This is a genomic window from Mixta hanseatica, from assembly GCF_023517775.1.
GTDB lineage: Bacteria > Pseudomonadota > Gammaproteobacteria > Enterobacterales > Enterobacteriaceae > Mixta > Mixta hanseatica.
This window is the reverse complement of sequence record NZ_CP082904.1, coordinates 1,841,013-1,860,695: the sequence shown is the minus strand read 5'-3', so window position 1 is coordinate 1,860,695 and position 19,683 is coordinate 1,841,013. Positions and strand designations below refer to the sequence as shown.

At 51.9% G+C, this 19,683-nt stretch carries 28 protein-coding genes; 8 read left to right on the top strand and 20 right to left on the bottom strand.

Annotated elements, in window-relative coordinates; genetic code table 11:
* Nucleotide 1: 1 nt before the first annotated feature.
* From K6958_RS09015 to K6958_RS08990, 6 genes are all read right to left on the bottom strand, one after another.
* Nucleotides 2-706 carry a PIG-L deacetylase family protein gene (locus K6958_RS09015; protein ID WP_249894320.1) on the bottom strand — a complete coding sequence of 235 codons (705 nt, stop codon included), beginning with the start codon at nt 704-706 and terminating at the stop codon, nt 2-4.
* A 2-nt stretch (nt 707-708) separates the two neighbouring features.
* The gene (locus tag K6958_RS09010; RefSeq protein WP_491562432.1) at nt 709-1,242 is read right to left on the bottom strand and encodes a sugar transferase; all 534 of its coding nucleotides are present in this window, start codon (nt 1,240-1,242) and stop codon (nt 709-711) included.
* Nucleotides 1,243-1,599: 357 nt separating this feature from the next.
* Nucleotides 1,600-1,869 (bottom strand): YbfB/YjiJ family MFS transporter, encoded by a 270-nt coding sequence (locus K6958_RS09005; protein WP_249894319.1) that lies wholly within the window; start codon nt 1,867-1,869, stop codon nt 1,600-1,602.
* Entirely contained in the window at nt 1,866-2,414 is a 549-nt protein-coding gene (locus K6958_RS09000; RefSeq protein ID WP_249894318.1) for a TetR/AcrR family transcriptional regulator, read from the bottom strand. The genes K6958_RS09005 and K6958_RS09000 overlap by 4 nt, the downstream gene beginning before the upstream one ends.
* Before the next feature lie 57 nt (nt 2,415-2,471).
* Entirely contained in the window at nt 2,472-3,488 is a 1,017-nt protein-coding gene (locus tag K6958_RS08995) for a substrate-binding domain-containing protein (RefSeq protein WP_249894646.1), read from the bottom strand.
* 87 nt (nt 3,489-3,575) lie between these two features.
* The gene (locus K6958_RS08990) at nt 3,576-5,075 is read right to left on the bottom strand and encodes a PTS transporter subunit EIIC (RefSeq protein WP_249894317.1); all 1,500 of its coding nucleotides are present in this window, start codon (nt 5,073-5,075) and stop codon (nt 3,576-3,578) included.
* A 260-nt stretch (nt 5,076-5,335) separates the two neighbouring features.
* On the opposite strand from K6958_RS08990, the gene K6958_RS08985 reads away from it, so the two are divergent.
* Both K6958_RS08985 and K6958_RS08980 read left to right on the top strand, forming a co-directional pair.
* Entirely contained in the window at nt 5,336-5,932 is a 597-nt protein-coding gene (locus K6958_RS08985; protein WP_249894316.1) for an NAD(P)H-dependent oxidoreductase, read from the top strand.
* The gene (locus K6958_RS08980) at nt 5,929-6,516 is read left to right on the top strand and encodes a TetR/AcrR family transcriptional regulator (RefSeq protein ID WP_249894315.1); all 588 of its coding nucleotides are present in this window, start codon (nt 5,929-5,931) and stop codon (nt 6,514-6,516) included. Before K6958_RS08985 ends, K6958_RS08980 begins: the two co-directional genes overlap by 4 nt.
* 11 nt (nt 6,517-6,527) lie before the next feature.
* Here the strand turns inward: K6958_RS08980 and srlR are convergent, their stop codons facing one another.
* The 7 genes from srlR to K6958_RS08945 form a co-directional block, all read right to left on the bottom strand.
* The gene (srlR, locus tag K6958_RS08975) at nt 6,528-7,295 is read right to left on the bottom strand and encodes a glucitol operon DNA-binding transcriptional repressor SrlR (RefSeq protein ID WP_249894314.1); all 768 of its coding nucleotides are present in this window, start codon (nt 7,293-7,295) and stop codon (nt 6,528-6,530) included.
* Between the two features lie 90 nt (nt 7,296-7,385).
* Nucleotides 7,386-7,748, bottom strand: coding sequence for a transcriptional regulator GutM (gene gutM / locus K6958_RS08970; RefSeq protein ID WP_249894313.1), 363 nt, complete (start codon nt 7,746-7,748; stop codon nt 7,386-7,388).
* Nucleotides 7,749-7,791: 43 nt separating this feature from the next.
* A complete protein-coding gene (srlD, locus tag K6958_RS08965; RefSeq protein ID WP_249894312.1) occupies nt 7,792-8,571 on the bottom strand; it encodes a sorbitol-6-phosphate dehydrogenase in 780 nt (259 codons plus the stop codon).
* A 13-nt stretch (nt 8,572-8,584) separates the two neighbouring features.
* Nucleotides 8,585-8,953, bottom strand: a complete 369-nt coding sequence (locus K6958_RS08960) for a PTS glucitol/sorbitol transporter subunit IIA (RefSeq protein ID WP_249894311.1) — start codon at nt 8,951-8,953, stop codon at nt 8,585-8,587.
* A gap of 14 nt (nt 8,954-8,967) precedes the next feature.
* Nucleotides 8,968-9,957 carry a PTS glucitol/sorbitol transporter subunit IIB gene (gene srlE, locus K6958_RS08955; RefSeq protein ID WP_249894310.1) on the bottom strand — a complete coding sequence of 330 codons (990 nt, stop codon included), beginning with the start codon at nt 9,955-9,957 and terminating at the stop codon, nt 8,968-8,970.
* A gap of 14 nt (nt 9,958-9,971) precedes the next feature.
* Nucleotides 9,972-10,520 (bottom strand): PTS glucitol/sorbitol transporter subunit IIC, encoded by a 549-nt coding sequence (gene srlA, locus K6958_RS08950; RefSeq protein WP_249894309.1) that lies wholly within the window; start codon nt 10,518-10,520, stop codon nt 9,972-9,974.
* A 278-nt stretch (nt 10,521-10,798) separates the two neighbouring features.
* Nucleotides 10,799-11,731, bottom strand: coding sequence for an AraC family transcriptional regulator (locus K6958_RS08945; protein ID WP_249894308.1), 933 nt, complete (start codon nt 11,729-11,731; stop codon nt 10,799-10,801).
* A 177-nt stretch (nt 11,732-11,908) separates the two neighbouring features.
* Between K6958_RS08945 and K6958_RS08940 the strand changes: the two genes are divergently transcribed.
* Together K6958_RS08940 and K6958_RS08935 are read left to right on the top strand one after the other, a co-directional pair.
* The gene (locus K6958_RS08940) at nt 11,909-12,652 is read left to right on the top strand and encodes an SDR family oxidoreductase (RefSeq protein ID WP_249894307.1); all 744 of its coding nucleotides are present in this window, start codon (nt 11,909-11,911) and stop codon (nt 12,650-12,652) included.
* Nucleotides 12,653-12,899: 247 nt separating this feature from the next.
* On the top strand, nt 12,900-13,466 hold the full coding sequence (locus K6958_RS08935; protein WP_249894306.1) for a C40 family peptidase: 567 nt from the start codon (nt 12,900-12,902) through the stop codon (nt 13,464-13,466).
* A gap of 80 nt (nt 13,467-13,546) precedes the next feature.
* Here K6958_RS08935 and K6958_RS08930 read toward each other — a convergent pair whose 3' ends face one another.
* Both K6958_RS08930 and K6958_RS08925 read right to left on the bottom strand, forming a co-directional pair.
* Nucleotides 13,547-13,867 (bottom strand): AzlD domain-containing protein, encoded by a 321-nt coding sequence (locus K6958_RS08930; RefSeq protein ID WP_249894305.1) that lies wholly within the window; start codon nt 13,865-13,867, stop codon nt 13,547-13,549.
* Nucleotides 13,864-14,529: an AzlC family ABC transporter permease gene (locus K6958_RS08925; protein ID WP_249894304.1), complete on the bottom strand. Its 666-nt coding sequence runs from the start codon at nt 14,527-14,529 to the stop codon at nt 13,864-13,866. The genes K6958_RS08930 and K6958_RS08925 overlap by 4 nt, the downstream gene beginning before the upstream one ends.
* A gap of 92 nt (nt 14,530-14,621) precedes the next feature.
* Here K6958_RS08925 and K6958_RS08920 point away from each other — a divergent pair, with 92 nt between their 5' ends.
* Entirely contained in the window at nt 14,622-15,170 is a 549-nt protein-coding gene (locus K6958_RS08920; RefSeq protein WP_249894303.1) for a helix-turn-helix domain-containing protein, read from the top strand.
* A gap of 121 nt (nt 15,171-15,291) precedes the next feature.
* On the opposite strand, the gene umuD is transcribed toward K6958_RS08920, so the two are convergent.
* Nucleotides 15,292-15,711, bottom strand: a complete 420-nt coding sequence (gene umuD / locus K6958_RS08915) for a translesion error-prone DNA polymerase V autoproteolytic subunit (RefSeq protein WP_249894302.1) — start codon at nt 15,709-15,711, stop codon at nt 15,292-15,294.
* Nucleotides 15,712-16,061: 350 nt separating this feature from the next.
* Here umuD and K6958_RS08910 point away from each other — a divergent pair, with 350 nt between their 5' ends.
* Nucleotides 16,062-16,304, top strand: a complete 243-nt coding sequence (locus K6958_RS08910; protein WP_434085202.1) for a helix-turn-helix domain-containing protein — start codon at nt 16,062-16,064, stop codon at nt 16,302-16,304.
* A gap of 138 nt (nt 16,305-16,442) precedes the next feature.
* On the opposite strand, the gene K6958_RS08905 is transcribed toward K6958_RS08910, so the two are convergent.
* The gene (locus tag K6958_RS08905) at nt 16,443-16,709 is read right to left on the bottom strand and encodes a DksA/TraR family C4-type zinc finger protein (protein ID WP_249894301.1); all 267 of its coding nucleotides are present in this window, start codon (nt 16,707-16,709) and stop codon (nt 16,443-16,445) included.
* A 126-nt stretch (nt 16,710-16,835) separates the two neighbouring features.
* Nucleotides 16,836-16,931 (bottom strand): cold shock small protein YmcF, encoded by a 96-nt coding sequence (gene ymcF, locus K6958_RS21310; protein ID WP_420851630.1) that lies wholly within the window; start codon nt 16,929-16,931, stop codon nt 16,836-16,838.
* Between the two features lie 741 nt (nt 16,932-17,672).
* Here ymcF and K6958_RS21370 point away from each other — a divergent pair.
* Complete coding sequence (locus K6958_RS21370; RefSeq protein ID WP_491562429.1) at nt 17,673-18,008, top strand: hypothetical protein; 336 nt, start codon at nt 17,673-17,675, stop codon at nt 18,006-18,008.
* Nucleotides 18,009-18,010: 2 nt separating this feature from the next.
* Here the strand turns inward: K6958_RS21370 and K6958_RS08900 are convergent, their stop codons facing one another.
* A complete protein-coding gene (locus tag K6958_RS08900) occupies nt 18,011-18,391 on the bottom strand; it encodes a hypothetical protein (protein WP_249894300.1) in 381 nt (126 codons plus the stop codon).
* A gap of 717 nt (nt 18,392-19,108) precedes the next feature.
* Between K6958_RS08900 and K6958_RS08895 the strand changes: the two genes are divergently transcribed.
* The gene (locus tag K6958_RS08895; protein WP_249894299.1) at nt 19,109-19,330 is read left to right on the top strand and encodes a biofilm development regulator YmgB/AriR family protein; all 222 of its coding nucleotides are present in this window, start codon (nt 19,109-19,111) and stop codon (nt 19,328-19,330) included.
* 18 nt (nt 19,331-19,348) lie between these two features.
* Here K6958_RS08895 and K6958_RS08890 read toward each other — a convergent pair whose 3' ends face one another.
* A complete protein-coding gene (locus tag K6958_RS08890) occupies nt 19,349-19,579 on the bottom strand; it encodes a DUF1272 domain-containing protein (RefSeq protein WP_249894298.1) in 231 nt (76 codons plus the stop codon).
* Nucleotides 19,580-19,683: the final 104 nt, after the last annotated feature.

Genomic DNA, 19,683 nt, shown 5'->3' with positions numbered 1-19,683 from the left:
ATCAATCGATCCATCCCCGCATCAGATAGAGCATCTCTGCATAATCATAGCCCGCCTCAACGCCACGGAATGAGGCCAGTCGCTTTACGCCATCAAGCGAGATTAGCGCGTTTGGCGTCGCCGACATCTGTGACTGATGCTCTGCCAGCATGCTCAGCTTTGCCGGTAAATAATCGCTGATATTGATATACACTGCGCCGCGCGAGCCATCCCAGGCGGAAGAATTTCCCCAGCCTGCCGCCGGATATTCATACGCGGCGATAAGACGCAGCGAGCGTTGATTTTTGGTCGGGCGAGTGGCGGCCACACAGCAGTGATAAACCCACTGATGCTCCTGATGGAACGAGGGAACCGGCATCAGCATCAGCTCGGGCTGTATCTCTTCAAGCAATTTATCCAGTTGCTGAACACATGCCGACTGACTGGAAGAGGCCAAATCGAAGCACTCCCCTTCGTTAACAAAATTCAGTACGGAATAGTGCGCGTCCGCGCTGCTCATTGCGGCAGCAAGCTCCTGATAGCGCTGTGAGGCGGAGACATAGCGCTGTTCGCGCAGATGAGTTTCGCCTTTTAAGATAACGACCGCAATATGAACCTCAACCCCCGCCTCAACCGCCCTGGCGATGATGCCGCCGCAGCCCAGCTCGGCATCATCAGCGTGCGGGCTGATAATCAGCCAGCGTCGGTATGAAAATAGCTGTTCCATAATCAGTTCACTCCCTTCATGCCGGCCACTACCCCAAACGTCTTGAGAAAAATATAAAGATCCATCCGCGCCCGACGGCGGCGGCTGTAATAACGATCGATCGCCACGCGACGGTGGTAAGGCAGTTCATCACGACCTGAAACCTGCCACAGACCAGTGATGCCAGGCTTTACGGAACAGTAATAACGATAGCTGCGCCCATATTTATCTTTTTCATACGCCGCAATCGGGCGCGGCCCAATAACAGACATATCGCCCATCAGAACATTAATAAACTGGGGAAGCTCATCAATGCTGGTTTTACGGATGAACGCGCCGAAGCGGGTGACGCGCGGATCGTTTTTTACCACGCTATAAAGCTGAAGCTCACGCTGGATACGCGCCTGTTCCGCAGCAGAAACTTTCTCCATCGGCAGCATGGAGGTAAATTTTATGCAATAGAAGGTTTGGCCTCCCTGCCCCATTCGCGGATGACGAAACAAGGGCCTCATACCCGTTGACCACAGAATAAGCGCCGTGAGTATCATCACTGGCATAACAAGAATCAAACAGAAGGCAGCAACAAGGATGTCGAAAAGGCGTTTCTTAACCGTCATAGCAACCTCTAAAGGCTACAGCGCAAGCGTAAAATTAGAATACATAATGCAATCTAATGATACAGCTTGAAACACCTGCAAATCGAAGTAAACCCTGCCAGATCACAGGATGAAGGCAAAAAGAATAACTTATTTATAATCAATGGCTTAATTAAAGATGAGGGAAAACATTCAGAATTTCCCTACGACGCCATTAAACGAAATAGCCTGCCCGTATTAACGTTAATAGCCTGATAAAACATGCTTTATGCAATCTCATTCAGGCGTATGTAATAAAGGCGGTATACGGGTAAGCCCTTAAGGGCGAATCGCCGTCGCCAGACAGGCCGTTGCGGCAAAGATAGCAAGCGCCCGGGAGCTAAGTTTACCGCTGCAACAGAAGGTGAAGATGATGCCCACGCAGTAAGCGGCAAAGGCGCCGCTGCCTATCCATCCCGCGACAGTCACCTCCAGCGACAGCGCGGCGCGAATTTGCGGCAACAGCAGTCCATAAGCAAAGCGTGCCAGGCCATACGAAAGCGCTGTCAGGGTAAAGGCGGCGGCGACCAGGTTAATTCCCTGTCTCATACGCGGCGTGCCCGGGCAAGCTCAAGGAGTAATAACGCGGCATGGCGGGCATCGCCTGTCACCGATTCGTTTGCTACGCTTGCCGCCGCCGTCGCGCCCTCAAACAGTAGCCAGATTTGGGTGCTAAGCTGGGGATCGTCGTTGCCGAGAACGCAGCGTACTCGCCTGGCGATTTCCTGACGAAACGCCTGTTTCTGCTGGCTGACCAGCGACACGATTTCAGCATTGGCGCCGCTATATTCGCTACGGGCGCGCAGCAGCATGCATCCGCGCGCGCCGTGCTGCTCCAGCCAACGTTGCAGCGTATCGAACAGCGACCCAACAGGATCATCTTTTGCGCCATCACCGGTCAACAAATCCATAAAGGCCCGATGCCTTGCTTCAAGTACCGCAATCACCAGACCGTCACGCGAACCAAAATGCTTATAGAGCGTGCGGGTCGAGGCGCCAGCCGGCGCGATAACCCGATCGATGCCGATGCCGCGAAAGCCTTCCGCCTCAAATATGCGAGCGGCGCCCGCAATAATTTCATTTCGTTTATTCATAGCTTAAGTGTAAAACGATCGCTTTACACGTCAAGATTGTTTTTAATACAGCCAGCCTTATGCCGACTCGCGCACCACCAGATGTCCGGACAGGGTAATGCGTTGCGGCGCAAGATCCGGCTCACTCAATTTACGCAGGATTAAGCCTGCGGCCTGACGGCCCGTTTCTTCGCTGGCGGAGGAAACATAGGTAAAAGATGGCGAGGTGAGATTAATATGCAACATATCTTCAAAGCCGAGCAGCGCGACCTGCTGCGTCAGAAACAGATCTTTGCCAGGCGTACGGCCGACCTGATAAATAGCGCTGAGACTGCCAATCATCGCATTCGACGAATGGCAGAGCAGCGCCGTAATGGTGTTGTTATTTTCCAGCAGCTGACGGGTGATTTGGCTTGCCGCCTGGGTACTTTCGGCACAGGCGGGCGTTAACGCCTGACGCATCAGCATCCCATACTGCGTCAATGCGCTGCCAAAGCCCAGCAGACGTTGCTGGCGGATGCGATCGTTTTCCGCGCCGCCGATATAGGCGATATTACGATGCCCGCGCTCAATCAGATAACGGGTAGCCAGGTTAGCCGCCTGCCGGTTATCACGCATCACCAGATCGCAGGCATCCTCCTGCAAAGACTGTGAAACCACCACCAGCGGCAGCGGGCAGCGACGGATTTTTTCCGGCAACGTACGGGCCGTAACGTCAGAGGTCAAATAGATTATCCCCGCGACGCCCTGCTGTTTGAACGAAAGCAGGCAGCGCTCCAGCGCCTCGTTCTCATCCTGCGGCTGTCCCAGGAAGACCATATAGTGCTGGCGCTCCAGCTCCTGCACGATACTTGCCATCACCTTGATAGCAAAATTGTCGCTGAAATCACGCACAATCAGGCCAATCAGGTTAGAGGTATTGGCGCGAAGATTGGCAGCGGCCACATTATGCACATAGCCCAGCGCGTTCATTGCCTCATGTACCCGCGCGATGGTAGCAGCGGAAATTTTCCCTTTCCGGCGCAGCACCAGCGATACGGTAGAAACCGATACCCCGGCCTGTTTAGCGACATCAACGATGCTGACCCTTTTCACCTTTTCTCCCTGAAAGTGCAGCTGCTTATCCATCAGAGTAAAGCCTCCCGGAAAAATACAAGAGGCTTATTTCATAACCAGCGCTGGTTACTTACCCAGCAAAGAGGACATTTTCTGGGCGATAAACTGCGCCCGCGCGCCAAAAATCACCTGAACGCCTCTCTCGCCGACAAACACCACGCCGCGCGCCCCCAACGCGTTTAGCCCATCTTTATCTACCTGCCCGCCCTGCGCAACTTCAAGACGCAGGCGGGTAATGCAGGCGCCCACGGAATCAATATTACGCGCGCCGCCCAGCAGGCCAATGATCTCTGAGGCCAGCTCTTCGTCTGTTTTATCGCCGGCATCGGCGGTGACATCAGCACGTCCGGGCGTTTTGATATCGAAACGGCGGATCACAAAGCGGAAGGTGACGTAGTAAATCAGGCCCATCGGCACCCCAATAATGATGGCATTGAGGAAGTTAGTTTGATAACCGTTAAACGAGGGCAGAATGCCGAACGAAATGTAGTCAATCAGTCCGGCAGAGAAGGATTTCGCGATATGCGCATGCAGCAGATACATACACATATAGGAAAGCCCGGCCATGATGGCGTTAAACACATACAGGATCGGCGCGACAAAAATAAAGGTGAATTCAACCGGCTCGGTGATCCCGGTCAGGAAGCAGGTCAACGCGGCGGAAAACAGGATCCCTGCGGCGATTTTTTTGTTTTTGCTTTGCGCCTCGTGGTACATCGCCAGGCAGGCGGCCGGCAGCGCAAATAACATTAGCGGAAATTCGCCCTGCATGAATTTACCCGCATTCTGGTAGCTGTCGCTGCTGAAAGATTTTACGCCCTCCTCCAGCATTTTGAACCAGATGGTCTGATCGCCGTGAATCATCTGCCCGCTGTGGGTGGTGTAATCCCCGAACGAGTACCAGAAAGAGGGATACCAGATGTGATGCAGGCCAAGCGGGATCAGCGCGCGCTCCACCAGCCCGAAAATAAAGGTCGAGGCCGCCTGGTTATCGCCGTTTACCACCACCGACAGCGCATCAATCCCGGACTGAATATACTGCCAGATATAAGGCAGCAGCAGGCCAAGCAGAAAAGAGAGAAACGCGGTAGCGATCGCCACAAAGCGTTTACCGGAAAAAAAGCCGAGAAACTCCGGCAGCTGAATGGTGTGAAAGCGGTTGTAGCACCAGGCGGCAAGGATACCGCACAGCAGGCCGCCAAATACGCCCATTTGCAACGTAGGAATACCCACTACCATGGCGTACTTCCCGCCCTGCGCGGCCATTTCCGGCGTAATCGCCAGTACGGTGCCGATGGTCATATTGGTGATAAACACCGATACGGCAGCAGAGAGCGCAGCAATGCCCGATTCCGAGGCCAGCCCTACGGCAGAGCCAATAGCAAACAGTAGCGGTAGGTTATCGAAAATAACCCCGCCGGCATTCATCATTAACGGTAAATGAAACTTATCCCCGAACGCCAGCAGCAGCCCGGCGGCTGGCAACAGTGAAATTGGCAACATTAATGCGCGGCCAATCATTGAGAGCTTAGACAGCGACTTAACAAACCCTGATAGCAGACTCATTTTTATTCCCCGGGTTAAGGCCGTTACCTGCGCTAAAAGCGCGCTGTTATTATAAGTAGAACGTTTTATTAGAACGTTCTACCATGGTGAAATAAGTGCTAACGGCACGCAACAGAAATCTGATATCCGGTCATAGGGAATAATGATTGTTTGAAGTCCATCAATAATTTTTTTTAGCGTAAACCTGTCACGACGCTATGGCATAACCTACCATTAGTAACTTACTGATGGTAGGTTATGCCATAGCGGAGGATATTAATATGCACGCACTGATCGTTACTTCCCATCCCGATAGCCATTCCCATAGCCAAACTATCGCTTCACGGGTCGCAGATGGCATTGCCGCCAGCGGCATCCATACCTTTGAACAGGTTAACCTGGCGGCTGAACAGTTTGATCCACGTTTCAGCCAGGCAGATTATGAGCAGTTTAAAAATGGCTCGGCATTGCCTGCCGACGTGCTGGCCGAACAGCAACGGCTGAACCGTGCGAATGCGCTGGTGCTGGTCTATCCGGTTTACTGGTGGTCATTTCCGGCCCAGCTAAAAGGCTGGATCGACCGGGTATTCACTCAGGGCTGGGCGTATGATGACAGCAATGACAAGGTCATCGGTAAGCTCGGCCATCTGCAGGTACATCTGCTGGCGCTGGGCGCGGCCACACCGCGTACCTATTTGCGTCGCGGCTATTTCAGTAGCATGCGTACCCAGATCGATCAGGGAATTTTTGACTACTGCGGCGCACCGGTATTGACCAGCGAACTGTTGCTGCCTGCTGATGAAAACTATCCCGACGCACACTACGGACTGGCCTATAATCTTGGCCTGCACCTGTTCAAACAGAAGGAAACGGTATGAATCAGGCTCCACGCCAGCGTATGACTGCTCAGGCCAGGCGACAGCAATTGTTAACTGTCGCCTGGCAGCTGGTGCGCCAGGAAGGCAGCGCGGCCCTGACGCTGGGGCGCGTGGCTGAGGAGGCAGGCGTCAGTAAGCCGGTAGTGTACGAGCATTTCACTACGCGCCAGGGCTTGCTGGCCGCGCTGTATAAGGATTTTGACAGTCGGCAGAATGCGCTTATCGATGCGGCAATGGCGGCGGCCGGCGACAGACTACAGGACAAGGCGGCGGTGGTGGCCTCCAGCTATGTGAACTGCGTGCTGACGCAGGGACGCGAAATTCCCGACGTCCTCTCTTCGCTGGATAGCACGCCGGAACTTGCCGCAGTAAAACGCCAGTACCAGCTCGATTTTATTGAAAAATTCCGCAGTTGGTTCGCCCCTTTTGTTGCGCCATCCGACATCCCCCTGGCGACCATGTGGGGGATGCTGGGCGCGGCGGATGCGATATCCAATGCCGTGGTCGCTGGTGATATTAGCCAGCAGGAAGGGATGCAGGAACTGAGCGCGCTGATTATCACTACAATCGCGCGCTGTGGTTAATCATTTATTTTTTATTCCTCTGCGACAATCAGAACTTCGATCCCTTTCTCTTCCAGCTGCGCTACGGTATCCGGGGAAATATCGCTATCGGTGATCAGCACATCAACGGCATCCAGGCTGCATACCACGTTTGGGCTGCGGCGGCCAAACTTAGACGCGTCAACCAGCAGGACGATTTTCCTGGCGGCGTGACACATCGCCTGGCTAACGGCAAATACTTCATTAAACGTTGTGACGCCAGCGGTCATATCCACGCCGTCGGCGCCAATAAATAGCGTGTCGAAGCTGAATTTGCTAAAGGCCGACTCGGCCAGGCTGCCGTGAAAAGAGGCGGACGTGCTGCGATAGGTACCGCCAGGCATAAGAATCACCTGATCGTTATCCAGCTCCACCAGTTCATTGACAATGCTCAGGCTGTTGGTCATCACGGTGATATTGTTAAAGCGCGCCAGGTGCGGCACCATTTGCAACACCGTACTGCCGGCATCAAAAATCAGCGAGTCGCCTTCGCCGATCAGTGACGCGGCGCGTGCGGCAATACGCTTTTTCTTTTCGGTGTTAATCAGCGTTTTTCGGTCGATAGGCTGATCTCCTTCATCGCGGTTCAGCATCACGCCGCCGTAGGTGCGTATCACCGCCCCTTCCTGCTGCAGACGGGTAAGATCTTTGCGGATAGTCGTGCCGGTGGTATTAAAGTGGGCAATCAACGCTTCCACAGTGGTCCGGCCATGCTGCTGCAGGTATTCAAGTATTTGCGCCTGGCGTTGTATCGGTTTCATAAAGAGGTCCTTTTCAGTTTCTGAACTTCCTCATCATCCCGGATGTCTTAACTCGCGATGCAAAGGAGTAATCTTTCAGAATGAAAGGTATCATCTTTTATTTGTAATAGCTAACGTCAGCGCTTCCTGCAACGCTTTATTTCCAGGAAACAGCCTCTCCGGGCAGAGATCGTCCAGCCTTCTGCCGGTAAGGGCGCTTTCGCTAGCGGGGCGTGAAAATACCGTTACTCCTTTCATAACTAAATTATCGCTAATCCTGCCGTCATCGTTGACGGCCAGCGCCAGGATGACGCGCGGTTTAAAACGCCCCGTCGAACGGCCAATACAGACCTGCCCGCGCTGCGAAAGCGTTTCAAGCGCCCGATTAAAGCAGCTGATTTGTCGCCAGCCCAGCGCTATCTGCCCCATCCATGCCACGGCGGCCACAACGATAAATGCATTAACAGAATCCATCTTTTTCTCCTGAAAACGGCAGCCTGCGCTGCCGGATCCGTTATCAGAACATCACCTGGCCACCGGTAATGTTAATGGACTGCCCGGTGCAGTAAGCCGCTTTATCACTGGCATAAAACAGCAGAACATTAAGGACATCCTCATAGTCGCATCCGCGCTTCAGCGGAACCTTGTCGATATAGTGCTGTTCCACCTGATCCGGCCTGATGCCGAGCTTCTCCGCATACTGCGGCAGCAGAGACTGAAACATAGGCGACTTCAGCAGGTTGCCCAGCATCAGGGAATGGACGGTGATGCCATATTCAGCCAGATCAAGCGCCAGCGACTGTGTCAGCCCGACGCCGCCAAACTTGGCCGCGCTGTAACCAGAGTTATGCTTGCTGCCGACTTTGCCAGACTTGGAGTTAATCTGAATAATGCGTCCCTTGATACCGTCTCTGATCATCAGCTTTGAGAACTCGCGGGCGCAAAGAAAATATCCCACCAGATTCACCTGCAGCGACAGGTCAAAATCATTAAGCCCGAACTCGGTAATCGGCGCAGCTTTGGCAATGCCCGCGCTGTACAGCAGCAGATCGGTTCGGCCAAAGCCCGCATCAACCTGACGCGCCAGCGCGATAACGCTCTCTTCATCGGTGGCGTCCACCTGAAAAGCCTGCGCCCGTTGCGCGCCATAGCGTTGATTGATATCTGCGGCAATCTTCTGCGCATTTTCTTGATTAAGGTCGGCAACCGCCACGTTATAACCGGCCTCCGCCAGCCCGGCGCACAGGTAAGCACCCAGCGTTTGACCACCACCGATGACTACAGCAACCTGATCCATTCTCTTCTCCCGATTATTCACTCAACATACGAAACTTTTGGCCCGGCTCAATAGCGGTTGGCGCGCTGCCGACCACATGAACGGTGCCGGGAAACTCGGCCTGACTGGCGCCGTCAAAACGCACGGTGATATGACCCAGGGCATGCAGGTTTTCCCGCGCCACCTCGCCTACTGCCGTGACCGGGTACTCTTTTTCCCCAATAGCCAGCACGGAGCCGGCGGCAAACGCCCCGCCGTCATTCACCTCTGTACGATGGATAAAACAGTATTCCGCGACATCCTGTGGTGCGCCTTCGCCAAAGGTGATGATGAAGTTCTCTTCCAGCGACGCATTCGCACAAAGGCCAACAGAGATAAAAGTGGATTCATAAACAGTTTTCATAAGCTCTCCCGCTGTTATTGATAGATAAATCCGGAAACGGCCCAGGCTAGCAGTACGGCTGGCGCGCCGGTAAGGAAGCGGCCGACCAGCACAGAAGGAACGCCGACGCGTACGGTCTCCTGACGCGCTTCGGCAATCGATAGCCCAACAGGAATAAAGTCGCAGGCTGCCTGAGAATTAATTGCGAACAGCGCCGGCAGCGCGAGGTGCGGCGGGATGGTCCCCTGCCCGATCTGCACCCCGACCAGTACGCCGATAACCTGCGCAATCACCGCACCAGGACCGAGGAACGGGGAAAGCAGCGGGAAAGAGCAGATCAGCGCCAGCGTCACCAGCCCGACCGGGCTGTTTGCCAGTGGTGTCAGGCCATGAGCAATAAAATCGCCCAGCCCGGAAGCCATAATGATGCCGATCAGCGCCGAAACGAATGCCATAAAGGGCAAAATGGTTTTTAGCACCGTGTCGATGGTTTCTCTGCCGGCCTGAAAGAAAACGGCGACTACCGAACCCATTCCCATACCGACCTTCGCCAGCAGGCCATCACTCTGCTCGGTAATTTTTTTACTGGCGTCATAATCGCGGCCTTTGCTTATCGGCGCAGGCTCGGGCTGTGATTCTGCGGCGGGTAAAGACGCGCCGTTCACCGCCTGGATATCTTCCGAGCGTACGCCAGACACATAGATATCTTCAGTAATGTACTGCGCCAGCGGGCCGGACTTGCCGGTGGCATGAATGTTAATGGTCGGAATGCGCCGCTTCGGATAGAGGCCGCAGCGCAAAGTGCCGCCACAGTCGATAACCGCCACGCCGATCTCTTCGCCCGGCGGTTCGCCTTCTTTAAAGCCGTCAACCGCTTCCCAGCCGGTAAGCGCTTTCAGCCGATCGACAATGGCGGGTCGAGTGCCTGCCGTCACGTAAACAATTTTTTTTCCCGGCGTAATGCTAATGGTGAGCGGGCCGCCCCAGCCGCTTGCGCCTTTCTTTATGGTAATAGTGTCACTCATCTTCCGCTCCGCGTTTATAAACGAACCTGGCGTTCAAGTTGTACACCCATCTTTTTCTCAAAGAAGGTGGTAGTGAGATCGGTGATCCAGCCCCGGAAAAAGTTCATCACCATGCCCACCAGCAGGTAGCTGACGGCCAACGGCCCCAGCGGCAGGCCAAGCGTCGTTAGTCCATTAGCGATCCCCAGATAGACAAACAGCTCGCCGGGATTGATATGCGGAAACAGGCCGTTCATGGAGTGACAGCTATAGGAGGCCGCGGCGTAGTAGCTTGGCTTGTATTTTTCCGGCATGAACTTGCCGAGGCTGTGCGTCATGGGATCACAGAAAACAAACGTGCCGATAACAGGCAGAAACAGATAGCGGGAAACCGGATTTCCAGCGCAGCGCTGAGCCAGCGCCTCAATACGACGCTGCCCGACAAAAACGATTAGCGCATTCATAACCACCAGTAGGCTAATCAGCAAAGGCAGAATGTCGGTGACCATCCCGACAAATACCTCGCCTCCCTTCTGAAAGAGCCCAATAAACCACTCGGCTCCGTGTGTAATGCTTTCAATCATGTTGCGACCCCTTCACGTAGAGAACAGAAACAATTTCATATTCACTGCGGTAACAAGATAGATCTAAAACAAAACAATAAAACGCGAACATATCACAAAATGATTAATAAAACTTTCAAAATAAAAGATGAAATGAAATGTTACACCTTTCATTTCATCTTCTAACCGTGGACAAGCCCGCGCGTCTTAACGCCTGGGTTATTTGCACGTTTGGCATTCAAGAGGTCGGAAGGCGTGGATAGAGGAAATTAAAGAGAAGATCGGTAACGTTGCTGGTTTTAGTGAGAGATCGCCTGCTTCGCCAGTTCAGTGGCCGGTAATAATGCCAGCGCCTGCCGCATGCGATGCGTCTCTTCGCCTGGACTGCGGCCAAAAAAGCGGCGAAATTCGCGGTTAAACTGCGACGCGCTTTCATATCCCACCTGCAATGCGGTCTTTGAAGCGGGGAGATTAGTGCGAATCATCATCAGGCGGGCCTGATGTAGCCTGACGGATTTGATGTATTGGATCGGCGAGGTATGGGTAATGGCTTTGAAATGAAGATGAAAGCGCGGCACGCTCATGCCCGCTTTTTCCGCCAGCATCGGCACGTTAAGCGGGCTTTGCCACTGCTGGTGGATATGATTCAGCGCACGCGAGATGCGGCCAAAATGCCCCTGACAGGCTAACGCGGCGCGAATGGCGCCGCCCTGCTCACTCATCAGCACCCGGAAATAGAGTTCGCGCAGCAGCGATGCGCCCAGCGCTTTCGCCTCCAGCGGTGACTGCAGCGCCAGCAGCAGCCGATGCACCACATCCAGCAGGGCCGCATCAAGCGGCGTTGAAATCATCCCTTCTGGCGCAGAGGGGATCTGCCTGCCGGATTCGCCAACCAGCATCAGCAGCTCCGTGGCCAGCGCCAGGTTAAGCTTCACCGCCACCGCCAGCATCGGCTCTTCCGGCGTCGCTTCCGTTTCCGAAGAAAAAGGTAAAGGCACCGACAACACCAGAAACTGCTGCGCATCATAGTGATAAATGCGATCGGCGAGATATCCTCGTTTCCGCCCCTGGCAAACAATAATGATGCTGGGTTCATACAGCACCGGAGTACGTTCGATGGGCCGATCCGCCCGCATAAAGCGTACCTCTTCCAGCAACGACGCGGTATAGCCTTCCTGCGGCGCCAGCGTCTGAAGAGACTGACAAATTTGCTGCTGTACGGTTGATATCATTGGGTTAGCGTCCCGGCAGTTAAGCGCTCTGGCAATAGTAATCGCTTTCCGTCCCTCAGGAACAGCGCCAGCCGCAATAACGAGATAATAAGGCAATACTAAGCGAGGAATGACGCTATCAGCGAGTAATGGATGTTTTTAAGCTGAAGGCTCAACCATGATATGGAGAGTAAAACCATGAGCCAGACAATCCGTGAACCGCATAAAGTAATCATTCTGACCGGCGCCAGCAGCGGCATCGGTGAGGCTACCGCGCGCCTGCTGGCGGCGGAAGGACACAGGCTGGTGGTGGGCGCCCGCCGTACCGAGCGGCTTGAAAAGCTATGTGCCGAACTGCGGGCCGAGGGAGCAAAGATTGATGCGCTGCAATGCGATGTGCTGGAACGTAGCGCCCTGCAGCAGCTGGCCGATCTGGCGATGGAAAAATATGGTCGTATTGATGTGTTAATTAATAATGCCGGCGTTATGCCGCTCTCGCCGCTCGCCGCGCTGAAAGTGGAAGAATGGGAACTAACGCTGGATGTTAACGTTCGCGGCGTGCTGTATGGCATCGCGGCGGTGCTGCCGGTGATGCAGGCGCAGGAATATGGTCATATTATCAACGTCGCCTCTATCGGCGCGCATAGCGTTTCACCTACCGCTGCCGTTTACTGCGCCAGCAAATACGCCGTTCGCGCCCTTTCTGATGGCCTGAGGCAGGAAAGCGATAAAATTCGCGTAACGGTGATCTCGCCGGGCGTGGTGGAATCTGAACTGGCGGATATCATTAGCGATGAAACCGCGCGTCAGGCGATGCAGACATTTCGTCGGATTGCATTGCCGCCGGAGAGCATCGCCCGCGCGATGTCATATGCCATTGCTCAGCCTGATGATGTAGACGTAAGTGAAATTATCGTGCGTCCCACCGCCAGCCCTTATTAACCGATTTCGCATCATCAATGCAGTCGCAGCACCCGATAGCGAAAAGTCATTTCTCTATGAAATATGTAACACAATTTTAGCGTCACCGGCCGGTAAGCGCGTGGAAAGGCAGCAAAACAGGCGCTATCTGGCCGGCTTCCGGTAAATTAACGTAAAAAGAAAAAGTGGGGGTTCTGGGTAGCGCTTCTTTCAGTTATAAAACAGAATATTCACACTCTTTCCACTTTATTAAGCGCGCTAATCGAAAATGAATCGCAAACTGGCCCAAACGTTGATGCTTGCCTCTTTTATTACCCTTGTCGGTTGCTCTTCATCACCCGGTAAAAACTCAGCAAAAACCCAGCAGGCAGACGATATCAGCGTGCAAGGCGAGCAGGCTGATTTAATTCCGGTCATTGCGGCTCTGCACGATCAAATGCATACCTGGCATGGCACGCCTTATGAATGGGGTGGCACGAAATTATCCGGCGTTGATTGCTCAGGCTTTGTCTGGAGAACGTTAAAAGATCGCTTTAATCTACCGGTAGAGCGGTTGACCACGCGCGATCTTATTCATATGGGCACCCACGTTACGCCAAAACAGTTGCGCCCCGGCGATTTGGTTTTCTTCCGAATTAATGGCGGCATGCATGTTGGTTTTTACGATACCGACAGACATTTCCTACACGCTTCTACCAGCAAAGGCGTCATTCGCTCTTCGCTGGATAATCCCTACTGGCGATCCGTTTTTTACCAGGCGCGTCGGCTGAATAAAGAATATGACGCCGGCATCAGCTTAAATAATGACGGCATGAGCTTAAGCAAAAGAAATTAGATTTGTTACCATCACGACGGCAGATCATCCTGCCGCCGTGATAGTAATCACGCATGCCTGTCGATGATAATCAGAGCGCTTTACGTCACGCCAAAATACCGCATTAAGGCGGTTACCAGCCCGGCGCTGATAATGACCACAATCAGCGGCGCTTTACGCCAGGCAAGAAATAGCGCCACCATCACCCCGGACAAACGCGCAAAGCCGGCAAACGCTTGTCCGTTGAACAGCGTGGCGGTGGCGGCCACGGCCAACAGCAATACAATGGCCGCGTCTGATAACAGCATACGGGTGCGCTCAGGGAGCGCAAGGCGGCTGCCCAGTTTATAACCGGCAAAACGCATTAACCAGGTGCCTACGGCAAGCAGAGCGATACCGCCGATCGTCATGGTCGCCGTCATTTTTTATTCCTCCATGCCAACAGTCCTGATAAGGAAAAAAGTACTGGCATGCCAACCGGCACCCACGGCAATGTCACCAGCGCCACCAGCGCGCCCGTTGCAGCCGGGATAAGCACGCGTCGTTGTTGTAGCGCCGGAAAAATCAGCGCAATTAAGATGGCCGGAAAGACTGCATCCAGCCCAATAGCATCGGTATCGGGGATCCACTGCCCTACCACCGTGCCCAGCATGACGCTGAGCGGCCAGCAAAAAGCAATGCCCAGCCCGCATAGCCAGTAGGCGGCACGGCGCTCCACCTGTTTGCGCTGAGAAATGCCAAACACTACGCTTTCATCATTCATAATGTGGCAGCCCAGCCAGCTAAGGTATTTACGTCCTACCAGGTCTTTAACCGCAATGCCAAAAGGCAGATGACGGGCATTTACCAACAGGCCCGCGGCCGCAGCGGTAAAGGGGCTACCTCCGCCAGCAATAATGCCGATAAACATAAACTCTGAGGCGCCGGCAAGCACCAAAACGGAGAGCGTCATCGGCACCCAAAAAGGAAAGCCTTCGGCAATGGCCAGCGATCCGTAGGAAAGCCCTACCAGTGCATCCGCCAGACAAACCAGCACAATCCCCTTGAGCACATCATTTGTGAGTAAAAACCGCCGTCGAGCCATTCCCTCTCTCCCATAACGAACGAAATGCCATTATAATGAACAATTGATGCTCGTTTTACAAGACGAACGATCGTTCGATACAGGATGAAAGCGTGATCCAACCCATTACGATTATTGCTGAAGGACTGGTACGCGAACGGCAAAGAGCCGGGCTCTCGCTGGCAGAAGTCGCGCGCCGTGCCGGTATTGCCAAGTCGACGCTCTCTCAGCTGGAAGCAGGCAATGGCAATCCCAGTCTGGAAACGCTCTGGGCATTGTGCGTGGCTTTGGATATTCCCTTTGCGCGTCTGATGGAGCCGCAGGTTAATAAGATGCAGGTTATCCGTCGGGGCGAAGGACCCATGGTTACCGCCGAACTGGCCGACTATAAAGCGATCCTGCTGGCCACCTGTCCGCCAGGGGCGCGCCGGGATGTCTATTTACTGATGACGCAGCCGGGATCGGAGCGCCTTTCCAGCCCGCATGCGCTGGGGTCAGTGGAACATATCATTATTGCCCAGGGGCGGGCGCTGGTGGGGCTGTCCAGTGCGCCGGTGGAGCTTAACGTCGGTGACTATATCTCTTATCCGGCAGATCAGGAGCATATTTTCCGGGCGCTGGAGCCGGATACCCTCGCGCTATTGGTCTCCGAGCAGAGCTAACGCGCCAGGGTAAACGAAGCGATTAAATAGCTATCTGGCACGCCTGCCCACGCCTTGCCTTAAACGCGAGCTATAGCAGAGAGCAAGGCGTCAGCGCGCTGCCGCCTTTATCGGTATCGCCCTATTTTACCGCCTTAATAGTAAAGGTGACCACGCCAAAGATTTGTAACCCTTCCTCGCTATTCACCACAATAGGCTGCCAGGCCGGATTCATCGGCACCAACTGCACCTGTGGCCGCAGCTGAAGCTTTTTTACCGTAAACTCTCCTGCTACCGCCGCCACGACAATATCGCCGTGTTCGGGGGTTAGCGAACTGTCCACCACCAGCATATCGCCATCGCCGATGCCGCCCTCAATCATTGAATCGCCGCTTACCCGGACAAAATAGGTCGCGCTTGGACGCTGCACCAGCAGATCATTAAGATCAAGACGCTGCTCAATATAATCCTGCGCCGGAGAAGGAAAACCACACGCCACTCGCTCAATAAACAGCGGCAAATGCAAAATTGCGCGCAGCTCAGCAGGCTTGATGAAATTCATACCCTGTAACCCTGACAAATACTGTATATAAATACAGTAAACGCAACAGGCGGTATTGATCAAGCGCAGCGGGAATATTTTCAGAAAAGCAGAGAGGGTTATTCGCTTCAGACGCAGCGCAAAACATTAAATTCACCCGGTGCTGGAGAAAGGGTTATTTTACCGCTGCGTCAAATTGACTGTTTTTTCAGCATTGACTGAAAATTTAATTTTGCTAAAGATTAAAAATCATCCAAAAACTGTAATATCAATTAATTATAAAACCCACACCATTTCGCTTGCCTTGACACCGTTAAGCTCCGTGTTAATGCTTAAGAAAAAACTTATTATAAATAGTTGTGGAGATTGCGATGCCTCTGAAAGTACTGTCCATGATGCCTGCGACCGGCGCGGCCATTAAAACCACACGTCAGGCAGCAGGCCTGACGCAGGCGGAAGCGGCAGAACGCTTTGATTACAGTTTACGCGTATGGCAAAAGAAAGAGTCGGAAGCGGAAGCGAGTAAAAACGGCGGGCTCAGTCAGGGTGAATATGAACTGCTGCTGTTGCTGGCGGGGAAACATCCTGATTACCTGCTAACACCAAGAAAATAAAAAATGCAGTCAGAGCAAGCGCTTCGGCCACCAGCCGACAAATAATGACAGCGAAAAGCGGCTCAGCGCGAATCAATTAATGAGCAGCTAACCGCAGCCTGAAAGTTTTGCAGGCTGAAGGCCTGGCTTTCCAGACCATCAGCGCAGCTGGCTGTCTTTGCTGCCGCGACGATTATACAGGCTGAGATTTTTTTGTTTTTTATCCATTTCAGTCTGGCAGGCAAGACAAAAGCGTACGCCTTTAAGCGCTTTACGTCTTGCTTCAGATATTTCCTCGCCGCACTCCTGACAGTAGCGTTCGCTTTCGCCCTGCCCAAGCGCCTGACGGACACGCTCTACGCCATCATTAATGGTGCTGTCGATCTGTTCATTTACGGCTTCGTCAGAAGCCCAGCCGCTAGCCATGATTTTCTCCCGATCGGATGATTAAGATTAAATATGGTTGCAGGTGCCTCACACTTCAAGTCACAGAGCGCTTAGCGCTATGCAAAGCAACCATCGGTTTTAATCAAGGGAGAAAAGTGAAACGATTCAGGCGGCTTGAGACGTCAGATAGCTAACAAGCATGGGAGATTTACAAAAGATGCAGATGGCGCCATGGGGGTTACGCATTGAGACATCGAACAAAGAGATACGGCATTGATGCCCCTGACAACGCGAGCATCGGTATTTAATAGTTAAAATAGGTAAACCTTAATATTTATTGAATGATTAGCCAGCTTAACACCCTTCGCTGGTGCTGTCTGCCGTTCAACAAAATTTATTTTTATCTTGGCGCCAGGCCAGCATCGGCCACCATTTCGCCACGTATTAACCGGCGAATCGCTACGGCGTACTCTTGGGGACACTCACCACAAGTAAAAAAGGCCACCCAAAGGCGGCCCTAATATTTCTTCATTTTTTATGATTTTTTTTCAGAAAAGCGAAACGCTGGTTTCTGAAGAGTTTCCCTGGTGTGGCAGCCTGCTGGCTTTTTATACCGCACGGCAAGAGCGTGCGTACCGGCCTTGCTGATGCCGGGCGGCCTTAACAGCTTCTCATGCCCGTAACCAACAACGTCTATATTCCGTTAAAATAACTTATGTATCAACTCTCTTAAAGTACAGGTATAGCGCCTTTCCTCTACCGTTCTGAGTCACCTTTTGTCGCGTTTCACCTTCTCTTCTTCCCTGACGTTCTGTCAGCAGCAAAACCACTTATTTTATTCCGCAAAATAATCAATAAGTTAAATGAAAGCAGCAAAAAAGTTGCATTGAATTAACTCATTCCCGAGAAGAACAGTAAATTCTGACTATAATCTCTTTAGTAGAGTCAAAACTCTATTACTCAAAAAGCAGGATTTTTTTGTAGCCGTTTGATGGAGCAGTTATGGTTTGGTATGTCCTTGACTCTATTGTCAGCCCCGATTCAGATACAGCCTTTTCACTTGTTAGCTCGCCGTATAACCTTAAGTTTGTTTTATGGTATGGATCTGAATGTTATCTATTTCCCGGCGACAAGCTGGAAACCTGCGATCAGGGTCTAATAGTCAATGGTCATATTAAACCCGTCGCAATGCTTGACGTTACCCTTTTCCGCGCGGTTTATTGGCAGAAACTTCACGACTACAATAAAATCTGTCCCGGCAATAGCCATCTTTCTGAAGCCACCTGCGCCTATAAGCACAAATGCCGTATAAAAAGATGCCCTTTCATTGCCCATTAAAGCTATTTAATATCCTGATGCATCAGATGCGTAGCTTTATCCGGACCTTGTTTTTCTAACCCATAGGGACAACGAGCAAAGCGACAGGTGTCTGGCCGATGGCAGGCTGAAGGCAGAAAGGCGCCATTTGCCGGACATCCTGTGCGTTTGGATAACAATGTCCAGTTTGCCCGATTGAAAGGAAAGACGCTAATAATGGTAATATCGCTGTGCAGGCCGTTGACCAATAATTCCTCCCCTACTGTAGATAATAAATCTCCAGCCTGAATAATCGTTTCTCCCTGATACCAAATAATTAATTTCAAATTTTTATTCGTAATCACGCCACTAAAAACCGTTCCTGTTAAAGGACACATTAACGAATCCATCACGCTATACTGCATGCCACCCTCTCAAAAAACGAAAAAAACATTACATATCTGATAGTTATCAATCCTTCACAACTATACAGCTATGTTTAACTATGTGCAGAATAATATTTCACTTAGCCAAGAGTTGAAAGGAAAAGTCTTACTCTTTTATTTAAATTAATCAGATCCCGATAAAACAAAGGTTTACCTAATTAACTTTAGATAACAAAGAAAGCATGACAATTAGCGACGTTAACTGACATTATCTGGGTAACACATTTGATATAATTTCTTCCATTATATCTTTATTTATTTAAAAATTTTTAATATGTAAAATAAATTTCACCATTTTTACTGAAAAGTTAACATTTACATAAAGACCATCCGAAAAACAGAACAAAAAACACCAACCAAATATAACTATTTGATGGTAATTAATGAGCATGCAAATTAATAACGCCATAATAATTAGCCAAGCACTATAGTAGCCCAGCAACAGGTCATACCACACAAAATGATAAATTAACGCATGGATAAAAACGCATTTTCCGATATAAATTCATCCGGCCTGATAAATTAAAAAGCAGGATAGCGTTCTACTCTACCGTTGAAAGAGAAAAATGCTGTTGCAGGCAGATAACCTAATACCAGATAAAGAGAAAGAAGGCCTCGGCTTTTCTGTTCACGCACTATTTTAACAATCAATTATCTTACAGGAGATGAGCCATGAACCAACCGCAGGGCATCGAAATGCAAATTACCGATTATTTTAAAAAATCAGTGGATAATGGGAGCAGTCATGAGGCTGCCTTACGGGCGCTGATGACTGATATTGCCGGTAAAAAACAGAGCCGCAGTGAAAAGAAAATCATTGCGGGCCTGTTAGAAAATATTGAAACAGAAAGCGATCATACCCGGCTTCAGCTTTATCGCCAGGCGCTGGAACTATTACTGCGTGGAGACAGAGCATAAGCGACCCCTTGTGCCTTTTTAACAGGGCGAAAACACTCTCCTGGTCGCGGCAGGATAGCTGATAAGTTTATTTAGCGGTCTAACGGGTCGGCGTACCAGTTCGCCTGCGCAGTTAGGGCAATGATTTTGTAGCCGTGTACTGGCGCAGCTGTAGCAGAAAGTACATTCGAAAGAGCAGATCATTGCTAACGGTGATTCAGGCGGCAAATCGCAATCGCAGCACTCACAATTAGGTCTGAGTTCCAGCATAGTAACCTCGCAGGGGCGATTAATCAGCTTCTGACAATGGCACAGAGGCGTAAGAAAAGGAAGCGGCTGTTATTTCACGCCAAAAAATAAGGCCACCTGCAGGT